This window comes from Pseudoalteromonas sp. SANK 73390 (assembly GCF_054966645.1).
This window is the reverse complement of the sequence record NZ_ARPN01000087.1, coordinates 1-3,507: the sequence shown is the minus strand read 5'-3', so window position 1 is coordinate 3,507 and position 3,507 is coordinate 1. Positions and strand designations below refer to the sequence as shown.

At 45.3% G+C, this 3,507-nt stretch carries 4 protein-coding genes and 1 pseudogene; all 5 read left to right on the top strand.

What is annotated here, in order from left to right:
• A pseudogene (locus tag SANK73390_RS10935) lies at positions 1 to 904 on the top strand (hypothetical protein); the annotation flags it as partial.
• 3 nt (positions 905 to 907) lie between these two features.
• Positions 908 to 2,056, top strand: a complete 1,149-nt coding sequence (locus SANK73390_RS10930; RefSeq protein WP_462766058.1) for an ExeA family protein — start codon at positions 908 to 910, stop codon at positions 2,054 to 2,056.
• A gap of 2 nt (positions 2,057 to 2,058) precedes the next feature.
• A complete protein-coding gene (locus SANK73390_RS10925) occupies positions 2,059 to 2,421 on the top strand; it encodes a hypothetical protein (protein ID WP_462766057.1) in 363 nt (120 codons plus the stop codon).
• The gene (locus tag SANK73390_RS10920) at positions 2,414 to 3,088 is read left to right on the top strand and encodes a DUF7168 domain-containing protein (protein ID WP_462766056.1); all 675 of its coding nucleotides are present in this window, start codon (positions 2,414 to 2,416) and stop codon (positions 3,086 to 3,088) included. Before SANK73390_RS10925 ends, SANK73390_RS10920 begins: the two co-directional genes overlap by 8 nt.
• Positions 3,089 to 3,096: 8 nt before the next feature.
• The coding region (locus SANK73390_RS10915; protein ID WP_462766055.1) for a DUF3164 family protein at positions 3,097 to 3,507 on the top strand (411 nt) is incomplete at its 3' end.

Here is a 3,507-nt window from a genome sequence, read left to right as displayed (position 1 = left end):
AGTTAGCAGTGTTGACGAGTTAAACGCCACAGTGTGGGCATGGCAAGAGGCATACAACGCCGACAAAATTGACGAGCAAAACTGCAAGCATACTCGGCACAAAATGCCGCGATTAGATGTTTGGCTAATGATTTACCAGCCTGAATATAGGCACCGTTTGCGCCAATTGCCTGACGAGCAAATTTGCCGCTTGCTGCTTACCAAAGATGGTGAAACCCGCAAGGTAAAAGGTGACTTAACTGTGACCTATCGCCACCCCGTTACTAAATCGCAACTGGTGTATGACGTATCGCAGCTTGAACACATCCTCAACGGTATGACTGTTGAGGTTAGCCCTGTGATTGTGGGCGAGTCACCTGATTTGATGGTGGGCATTAAAACCCCATTGGGTGATGTTGTTTACCATCAAGTTAAGCCACTTGAATTTGACGTTGCAGGGTTCCGCATTGATGCCCCAGTAATTGGTGAGCGCTATGCAAACCACGCAGACAATGCAACACAGTTGGCAATAAAAGCAGCAGACAGGCTGGCATACCCCAATATGAGCGACGATGAGATAGCGAAAGCCAAAAAAGCCAAAGCGGCACCGTTCAACGGTAAGTTGGTTACGCATTCTCATTTACAAGACGTTGAGCACGAAACGCGGATAACACCAAGGGGCGAAACCATAGAAGCCAACAGCCCAATCGCTAAACAAATTACTCAAGCACCAAAGCGCAAGGGCAAAGTTTTAGACGAACTTGACCTGCGCATAATTGTGGCCGAGCGATTAGGCCGCGCATTAAGACCAACAGAAGTTGAATGGCTGCAAAGCCTAGTAGTTGTTGAAACGGAATTAAATAACGTATTGGAGCAGTTGCACAACGGGATAGCGGAAACCCCAGTGTATAAGTTAGCGAGATAATCCGTGGCAAAACAAACAAAGCTCAGCGTTGTATTTGATGTACTGAGCATAAAACAAGCCCAAGTTGTAAGGGCACTGGCGGCCAAAGGACTCAAATTTAGCACAACCAGCCTGAGCCGTTTAAAAACACAAAACGAGTGGCCCAAACACTGTAAGCGGGCCGAGATTGAACAACATATTACAGAGTATTTACGGGCGCACGGCGCAACTGACGATCAGCTATCTGGTTTGTTTGGTTGGGATGAGCCAAAGCAACCAAGCAAACCAAAATCGGAGGAAGAAGAGATGTTAAAAGCCCAGTTAACCGCAGGAACGATGGATTTTTTTAATATACGACGAGACCCGTTTAATGATGAATTTGAGTCGGAAGAGGACTTTTTTCTCGTAGATGCTCATTTGAAAAACATTGAAGAGTTGATCAGCGCAGCTAGAGCTAACTCAATGGTAACGATGACGGGAGAATGTGGCAGTGGTAAATCAATGATTTATAGATTATTTGAGCACAAAGTAAACCAAGAGTTTACAGACATTCTGATCATGGAGCCGTCACGTTTAAATAGTGAAGAGATCACAACTGACGTTGTTGCCAGAGCTATGTGCCGAGGGTTAGGCATTAAAGCGGCAAGCAGTGCAGAAGTACGAGACGACGACATAAAAAAAGCGCTAATTGAACGTAGCCGAGGCGGTTTTAAAAATCTACTGGTTATAGATGAAGCGGATCAGTTACCGCCAAAAGTAATCAAACAGATTAAGAAAATTTGGGAGATTACCGCCAGTTTCAAACGCGTGATTGGCATTGTTTTGATAGGCCAACCAGAGTTACGAACCAAAGTTCAAGCACATTCTATGCGCCATTTTGGCTGGCGTATCAATGAGATCCGATTAAAACCGCTAGGGTTTGATGCGATTAACTACATGCGACACAAATTTAATCGTGTTGGGGTCGATGTAGACAAGATTTTTACTGAAGATGCGCTAAGTGCAATTAAAGGAAAGTGCTATGGCAAAGTGGGTAAAGGTATAGGGTTTGACGATGAAAAGTTTGATCAAACGTACCCTCTAAGAATCAATAACTGGCTGGCCCACACGCTCAACATGGCTGCTAACGCTGGGCAAAAGCATATCGACGAAAAATTTGTACAGAGGGTTTAACCATGAGCGCACACGTAGAAATCACACTCACAGGCGTTGCGAACGTCAAGATCACAAAACAAGTCACGCTACCCAAAGCCGAGGCCGACAAGCTACTGGCCGACGACAGCAAAATGCAAGACATGCTGACGAGCAACAACGCGGTTGAGGTTAAAGACTGGGGCCAAGTATTCGGCAAAAAGCACCGGGAATTTGTGATCACAACCCCCGAACCTGGTTACTCATGTGCAAACCACCATTGTGGTTGGGTGGGTAATGAAAGCGACAAAGCAATGGTTTATGTGGGTGCTCAACTCAGCCCCGCGTGCCCCAAATGCAACTCAGTTAAGTTTTATAAAGTTCAGCAGGTGGTGCCCCGTGGATAAGCGTATTTTAGACAAAATCAAAAAGTGTTTGGCGCTGGCTAAATCTGCCACGAATGAGAACGAAGCCGCCGCAGCTATGCGCCAAGCACAAGCATTGATGAATAAACACCGCATAAGTGCTGAAGATGTAAACATGAGCAACATTGAAGAACGCCGCTTTGCATTTGGCGTTAATCGGGTTGTGAATTATCAGGCCAAATTGCTCAATTTAATAATTCGGGCGTTTGGCGTTGAAGTGGTTATATCGCGCAGTTTTACGGGTAGTGACGTTCGTTTTATTGGTGTGGTACCACAGCCAGAACTGGCGGGCTATTGCTGGGAGGTGTTGTTCGCAAAGTTAAAATCTGAACGCAGCAACTATGTAAAACAACAGCCTAAGCAGTGTAAACGCGCTACTAAAGTGGCAAGAGGCGACCAATTTGCGCTGGGCTGGATTTATGGCGTAAGCCAGCAAGTTAACGATTTTGCACTGAGCGAAAGCGAGTCGGCGTTAGTTGCAGTCTATAAAGCAAAGCATTACCCCGATTTAACAGACTGTAAAGCCATGCAAAGGGGTAAAAAAGCCAACGTAGGCAATGCAGTAAGTGACGGCTTTAGCGCAGGCAAAAAGCATTCAATCAATCGGCCTGTTAATGGTCAATCTCAACAAAAACTTTCAATGCAGTAGGTGAAATGATGGAACAAGAATTTTATACGAATCGAAGTGGTTACAAAGTCCCAGCTAGCAAAGTGAGCGACAACGACAAAGCGCAAAATACGCTGGTGTTAGAGCTGGTGCAGCGTGCAAAGCAGCTAAATGCAGAGCATGAGAATTTTAAACGCGGCGTGTATTCGCAAGTAAACGATTTTATTGCGGATATGGCCCATAGCTACAACGTTGAGATTGGCGGAGCCAAGGGCAACATTACTCTAACCTCGTTTGATGGCAAAAGCCGTGTAAAGGTTGGTGTTGCTGACGACATAAGTTTTGGCCCTGAGATTTTAATAGCAAAAGAGCTGTTTTTAGGTGTGGTAAATGGGTTGTTGGAAAAACTAGACGATGAAGCACAGCTAATAAAAGACATAGTAATGAACGCGTTTGAGACT